Source organism: Paraburkholderia sp. USG1 (assembly GCF_031570135.1).
Taxonomy (GTDB): domain Bacteria; phylum Pseudomonadota; class Gammaproteobacteria; order Burkholderiales; family Burkholderiaceae; genus Paraburkholderia; species Paraburkholderia dioscoreae.
In genome coordinates this window covers 104821-111368 of record NZ_JAMWXW010000029.1, presented here as the reverse complement: position 1 = coordinate 111368, position 6548 = coordinate 104821, and the positions used below count along the sequence as shown (strand labels likewise).

6 protein-coding genes are annotated in these 6548 nt (G+C 63.9%); all 6 read right to left on the bottom strand.

Annotated elements, in window-relative coordinates; all coding sequences use genetic code 11:
• Positions 1-239: 239 nt before the first annotated feature.
• The 6 genes from NE850_RS30550 to can all read right to left on the bottom strand — a co-directional run bounded on the left by NE850_RS30550 (position 240) and on the right by can (position 6545).
• Positions 240-1520: a dienelactone hydrolase family protein gene (locus NE850_RS30550; RefSeq protein WP_165184323.1), complete on the bottom strand. Its 1281-nt coding sequence runs from the start codon at positions 1518-1520 to the stop codon at positions 240-242.
• Between the two features lie 571 nt (positions 1521-2091).
• Complete coding sequence (locus tag NE850_RS30545) at positions 2092-2541, bottom strand: YchJ family protein (protein WP_007179551.1); 450 nt, start codon at positions 2539-2541, stop codon at positions 2092-2094.
• A 7-nt stretch (positions 2542-2548) separates the two neighbouring features.
• On the bottom strand, positions 2549-3679 hold the full coding sequence (locus NE850_RS30540; protein ID WP_310699805.1) for an acyl-CoA dehydrogenase family protein: 1131 nt from the start codon (positions 3677-3679) through the stop codon (positions 2549-2551).
• A gap of 166 nt (positions 3680-3845) precedes the next feature.
• Entirely contained in the window at positions 3846-4523 is a 678-nt protein-coding gene (locus NE850_RS30535; RefSeq protein ID WP_007179549.1) for an SDR family oxidoreductase, read from the bottom strand.
• 44 nt (positions 4524-4567) lie between these two features.
• Positions 4568-5776, bottom strand: a complete 1209-nt coding sequence (locus NE850_RS30530) for an acetyl-CoA C-acetyltransferase (RefSeq protein WP_007179548.1) — start codon at positions 5774-5776, stop codon at positions 4568-4570.
• The gene (can, locus tag NE850_RS30525) at positions 5769-6545 is read right to left on the bottom strand and encodes a carbonate dehydratase (RefSeq protein WP_007179547.1); all 777 of its coding nucleotides are present in this window, start codon (positions 6543-6545) and stop codon (positions 5769-5771) included. The genes NE850_RS30530 and can overlap by 8 nt, the downstream gene beginning before the upstream one ends.
• Between the last annotated feature and the right edge of the window lie 3 nt (positions 6546-6548).

Here is a 6548-nt window from a genome sequence, read left to right as displayed (position 1 = left end):
AGCCAGAAGCCGCGAGGACGCTGGTATTTGAGTTCATATCGTTGATTTATCAGTGAGTTATGCGATGAAGTTTACAGGGACGATGCCTCGTTTACAAGCTCTTTGGGGCTTAAGTTGAGAGCATTGCCCCGCACAGGGGCAACGCTAATAGACCACCATGAATGCAAGTAAAGGCCAACACCCAAGGAACACAAACACACAAACACACAAACGCCGAGCAGGCCCAAAAACCTTACCCCTCACTCCCGACTGGCAACATCCCGCCGCCCATCGGCGCCACCCGAATTCCCCGCTCCATCATCAGCCGTCTGCGAAGACTGCTCCCCCCAAACAACCGCATTATTCACCGCATACAACCGGCAAGGCGCCGAACTCTGCTTCTGACAATTCGCCACGGCCACCGACATCGGATCATCGCCACCTTCAGCCCAGGACCAGGCCCCCGTGTCAGACACGGCAAACGCCCGGCTAGGATACTGATGCAGGAAATTCCGATACCCATTACGCCCAGCTTCATCGACGAACGGCACGGAGTCGACCGCATCGACGGCGGCAAACCCGCTCGCCTTCGGCGTGGAAGGATCCGCCACGCGATACTGCACGCCAGTCGGCATGCCCACACGCGCAAGGAAAGCCTCGACAGCCGGCCACCACACGTGCACGCCGTCACGGTCGCCGACCAGCCGGTGCGCGTCGTTCTTGTAGTTACCGAAATCCACCATCTTCGTGCTCGCGCCATGCGCCCCATACGCGGCGTACATGCCCGCCACCAGCGGCGCGTTCCAAACCGAATCGTTATCGCCATACATCCACAGCGACGGCACCCTGGTCTTCTCGCCGTATGCGCCGAATGCGCGCGTCAGGTTGCCCTGCCAGTCGCTGCAGGCATCCTGCCGCAAACCGCCCGAGAAATTGATCAGCGCCCTCACGCCCGGCGCGGCTTCCGTGCCGTACGCCATCGTCGCCAGGCCGCCGTGTGAGGTGCCGGCCACCACGATGTGGGTAGCGTCCACGTAAGGCTGCTTCGACATGAAGTCGATCGTTGCGGCAACGTCGCCGGCCTGGCCGATGCCGTTCTTTTCAACGTCGCAACCGTCCTGCTGATAGACGCCGTCCGAGTGGCCGAAACCCTGGCGGTTCGGCGCCACCACCACGTAACCGCGGCGCACGAACTCGCGTGCGAACGGCAGCGGGTCGCTGCGTTCCTGAGTACGCGGGTCGCCGGGAATCTTGCCGTGGTTGAAAACGATCATCGGAAACGGGCCTGCGCCGTCCGGCTTGTAGATCGTCGTTTCGAGGGTGACCGTGCCGGCTGCGTCGACCGGCACGCGGATGATCTGTTCGTTAAGACCTGCGGTGGGCAGATAGACGTCGTCGTCGAGCGCAATGCGCGGCACGCGCGCGCGGGTCAACGGTCCCGCCTGGGTGTCGGCGAGCGGGTCGGCGTGCGCGAGCGCAACCGTGCAGGTAGCCGCTGCACAGATCACCGCACACTTCGTCAGAATCTTGCTGAACACCATTGACCCACCCGCCTCAAAAACTTGCCCTGAACACCGTCATGCCTGTTTGTCGAAAGTCATTTCTGACATTTGCCTTTCGGTCGGGTTTCGACAAACAAAAGCACACTCGCGCACGGAGTGCGCCAAAGGCGTACGCACGCTAATCGAGATCGCACGGGATAAACCCAAACGGCCGACGCGACCCCACGCGCCGATGATGAGCGTCACGCCTGCTGCCTGAAGCCGCCGCCGGACCCACACACTGTCTGGTGCCCGGCAGGGCGCCCTGCGCAATTTGCGGAGTCGGTATGAATCGGCTCTCGCAACGTGACGTCATGAAGCTACGGCCTCATCCTGGCACGACAATTTTGTTTTGTGCAATCAAGGAGAACCCGCGACGCAAAATTTGCCGCGCGCCGATTTGCCGCCTCCGGCCGTTCAATGCGGGGCTCGCGGGTGTTTGGCGCAACGAAGCAATCAGGCGCAGCGCGGGCGTTGTGGCATTGAGCCAACACGAAAAAATGCCCCGCTATCAGGGCCATATGTGAGCGCGGCGTAGGGACGCGCGTCGTCGCGTAAGGGGCGGGAAGGCTTATTCGCTGACGTCGCCGTCCACGTAGCGCCAGCGGCCGTCTTCGCCGCGCACGAAGCGGCTCAGCTCGTGCAGCCGGTGCGCGCGGCCGCCCACCTTGTAACGCGCGACGAATTCGACCGTCGCGTGATGAGCATCGGTTTCGGTGAACGCCTTGATCTGCAGTCCGAGCCAACGCGGCGCATCGGAGGCTGCCGGGTCCACGTCGAGGTCGGCGGGACAGGTGTGAGCTGCCCAAGTGGCGCGCAGATAATCCGTTGCACCCACAACATACGCGCTATAGCGCGAACGCATCAGTTCAAGGGCTCGTGGCGCCGCTTCGCCGCCGTCGATATAGCGGCCGCAGCATTGCGCGAAGCGGGGCGCCCTGGCGCCGCTGCGCTGATCGGGCGCGGCGCCGCCGCAGGGACAATCGGAAGGTCGTTGTAACGGCAACAGTTGCTTATTCATCAGTCTTTCAGCCAAGACCGCGCGCGATCAGGATTTTCTGGATGTCGCTGGTGCCTTCATAGATCTGGCAGACGCGCACGTCGCGGCAGATCCGCTCGACCGGGAAGTCGCTCAGATAGCCGTAGCCGCCATGAGTCTGTAAGGCAGCCGAACAGATGCGCTCGGCGGCTTCGGAGGCGAACAGCTTGGCCATCGCGGCTTCGGTGAGGCAGGGTTGGCCGGCGTCTTTCAACGAGGCTGCATGCCAGATCAACTGGCGTGCAGCCTCGAGTTGCGTCGCCATGTCGGCGAGGCGGAATTGTACGGCCTGGTGCGAAAAGAGCGGAACGCCGAAGCTCTCGCGCTCCTTCGCATAGCTCAGCGCGGCTTCGAACGCGGCGCGCGCCATGCCGACGCTTTGCGCAGCGATACCGATGCGGCCGCCTTCGAGCCCCGACAGCGCGATCCGGTAGCCTTCGCCTTGCGCGCCGATCAGGTTGGCGGCCGGCACGCGGCAATCCTCGAAAATGATCTGCGCGGTATCCGACGAATGCTGGCCGAGCTTGTCTTCAACTCGCGCGACGACATAACCCTGCGTATCGGTGGGCACGATAAACGCGCTGATGCCGCGCTTGCCCGCGGCTTTGTCGGTCACGGCCATGACGATCGCGACATGGCCGTTCTTGCCGCTCGTGATGAACTGTTTGACGCCGTTCAGCACGTACGTGTCGCCCTTGCGTGTCGCGGTGGTGCGCAGCGCGGAGGCGTCGGAACCGGCTTGCGGTTCGGTGAGGCAAAAGGCGCCGAGCATTTCGCCGCGCGCCAGCGGCGTCAGCCAGTCGCGTTTCTGCGCGTCGTTGCCGTAGGTCAGCAGGATGCTGCACACCGGGCAGTTGTTGACGGAGATGGCTGTCGACGTGCCGCCGTCGCCGGCTGCGATTTCTTCGAGAATCAGCGCGAGCGCCAGCGCGTCCATGCCGGCGCCGCCGTATGTTTCGGGCACCAGCACGCCATACGCGCCGAGTTCCGCGAGCTGGCGGTGCACGTCTTTCGGAAACGTGCGTTCGCGGTCCCATGTCGCCGCATGCGGCGTGATTGCTTCACGGACGAACGTGCGCAGTGCATCGCGCACCATCAGGTGATCCTGATCAAGCACCATACGTGTGTCTCCTGTCGACCAGAGTTGCGCTTCAGCGCTTACTCTGGTCCCATGCACGGCGGTCGACCAGAGTTGCGCTTCAGCGCTTACTCTGGTCCCATGCACTCGTTGCAGTCGACCGGAGCCGGCGCTTTACCACCAACTCCGGCCCCATACAAGCCTCTACTCACCAGTCGAGTAACGTACCGTCGTACTGATAGAAACGCCCGTTGAATGCTTCATGCGCGGCCGCCGCCTGCGCGAGCACTTCGCGCATGCCGGTAACGCTGCGCGCCGGATCGATCGCAGCCTGCGCGCCGCCCATGTCGGTGCGAACCCACCCTGGATGCAACGAAATGCACACGGCGCGCTTTGCCTCCAGCGACGCGACTTTCAGCGCATCGTTCAGCGCCGCCTTGCTCGCGCGATACAGCCAGCCGGTCGCGCCGCTCGCGTCGCCGATGCTGCCCATCTTGCTCGAAATCACCGCGAATACGCCGCCGGACTCTTCGACGAGCGGCAGCAGGATCGGCATCAACTGCATCGGTCCGCGCACATTGGTGTGCATGACGTGGTCGAAGTCTTCGGCGGTGATCGTCTCGATGCCTTCGGTGCGCGGGCCGTAGACGCCGGACACCAGGATCGCCGCATCGAGCCGCTCACCGTCGAGCTTCCAGCCGAGCGCGGCGATTTCCTCGGGCATGCTCACGTCGAGTGCGAACGTTTCCGCGCCGAGTTCGTTCAACGCGTCGAGCGCGGCGCCGTCGCGGGCGGTGGCGAGCACGCGCCAGCCGCTCTTTTTGTACTGCCGCACAAACTCCTGGCCGATGCCACGCGACGCACCGACGATCAACACAGTCTTCATCGAACACCTCAAGCCATCAAAACAGAGCGCCGCGAAAACGCGCGTTACACCAGTTCGATACCCATTGCCGTTGCTTCGCCGCCGCCGATGCACAGCGTCGCGACGCCGCGCTTGCCGCCGCGTTTCTTCAGCGCACCGATCAGCGTGACGAGAATGCGCGCGCCCGACGCGCCGATCGGGTGGCCGAGCGCACAGGCGCCGCCGTTCACGTTGACCTTCTCGTGCGGCAGATGGTGCTCCTTCATGGCCGCCATCGTCACGACGGCAAAGGCTTCGTTGACTTCATACAGATCGACTTCGTCGGCGCGCCAGCCGTTCTTCTCGAACAGCTTGCGAATCGCCCCGACCGGCGCGGTGGTGAACTTCGCCGGTTCCTGCGCGAAGGTCGAGTGGCCGACCACGCGCGCAATCGGCTGGACGCCCAGGCGCTTCGCCGTCGACTCACGCATCATGACGAGCGCGGCCGCGCCGTCGGAAATCGACGACGAGTTCGCCGCCGTCACCGTGCCGGTTTTGCTGAACGCGGGCTTGAGCGTCGGAATCTTCTCGATGTTCGCTTTGAACGGCTGTTCGTCGCGATCGATGGTGACTTCGCCCTTGCGGCTCTCCACCTTCACCGGCGCGATTTCCCAGCCGAACGAACCGTCCTCGTTCGCGCGCTTCGCACGAGCGAGCGACTCGACGGCGAACGCGTCCTGCGCTTCGCGCGTGAAGTCGAACGAAGCCGCGCATTCCTCGGCGAAGGAGCCCATCAGACGGCCTTTTTCGTAGGCGTCTTCGAGACCGTCGTAGAACATGTGGTCGATCACCTGGCCGTGGCCCATGCGCATGCCCGCCCGCGCTTTGGGCAGCAGATACGGCGCGTTCGTCATGCTTTCCATGCCGCCCGCAACGATCACGTCGACGGAACCCGCAGCGAGCATGTCGTGCGCGAACATTGCCGCGCGCATGCCGGAGCCGCACATCTTGTTCACCGTGGTGCTGCCGGTGGCGAGCGGTAAGCCGGCGCCGAGCGCGGCCTGACGCGCGGGCGCCTGGCCGAGGCCGGCGGGCAGCACGCAACCCATCACCACTTCGTCGATCTGTTCGGGCTTCAGGCCGGCGCGCTGCACGGCCGCCTGGATTGCCACCGAACCCAATTGCGGCGCGCTCAGCGTGGCGAAGTCGCCCTGGAATGCCGCCATTGGCGTGCGGGCCACGCCCACGATGACGATCGGATCAGCTTTTGTCCCGCTCATGTTTGTCTCACTCATGTTTAAGCTCCTTGATGACGCCTTCGACAATGGCCGGCACGTCGCCGAGCTGCGCCGCGTCGGCGGCCACCACGTCGTTGTCCGCGTTGTGTGCGCCGCCGGCCGACACTGCCCCCACGCACTTCTGATAGGTTGCATCGAGCGCGCCCGGCTCGCGGATCGTCATGCCGAGATTGCGCACCTTGCCGTCATGCACGCCATACGCCCAGCCGTGTACGGTCAACTCCTGGCCGCGGGCCCACGCATCGTTGACGATGGTGGTGCGGCATACGTTCATCACCTGTTCGATCGCGTTCAGTTCGACCAGACGCCGGTGACGCGCCTCGCCGAGCGGCCATTCCTCGATCAGCGCCGCATGCTTGGTACGCACGTCCTGCACGTGATGCAGCCAGTTGTCCGCGAGACCCACGCGGCGGCCGTGCAGCGCCGCGCCGACGCCCGAGCAGCCGTAGTGGCCGACCACCATGATGTGCTTGACCTTCAGCAGATCGACGGCGAACTGGATGACCGACAGACAGTTCAGATCGGTATGCACCACCACGTTGGCGATGTTTCTGTGCACGAACACTTCGCCCGGCGGCAGGCCGATGATCTGGTTCGCCGGCACGCGCGAATCGGAGCAGCCGATCCACAGATACTCGGGCGTCTGCTGATGAGCGAGACGCGAAAAATACTCAGGGTCTTCGGACAGCTTGCGGGCGACCCACGCTTCGTTGTTGTCGAACAGATGCGAGAGCGGATTGTCAGGAGGCGAAGCGTTAGTGTTCATGGT

Coding starts and splice junctions, on each gene's coding strand:
- NE850_RS30550 (WP_165184323.1), bottom strand. CDS start 1,520: ATGGTGTTCAGCAAGATTCTGACGAAGTGTGCGGTGATCTGTGCAGCG.
- NE850_RS30545 (WP_007179551.1), bottom strand. CDS start 2,541: ATGAATAAGCAACTGTTGCCGTTACAACGACCTTCCGATTGTCCCTGC.
- NE850_RS30540 (WP_310699805.1), bottom strand. CDS start 3,679: ATGGTGCTTGATCAGGATCACCTGATGGTGCGCGATGCACTGCGCACG.
- NE850_RS30535 (WP_007179549.1), bottom strand. CDS start 4,523: ATGAAGACTGTGTTGATCGTCGGTGCGTCGCGTGGCATCGGCCAGGAG.
- NE850_RS30530 (WP_007179548.1), bottom strand. CDS start 5,776: ATGAGTGAGACAAACATGAGCGGGACAAAAGCTGATCCGATCGTCATC.
- can (WP_007179547.1), bottom strand. CDS start 6,545: ATGAACACTAACGCTTCGCCTCCTGACAATCCGCTCTCGCATCTGTTC.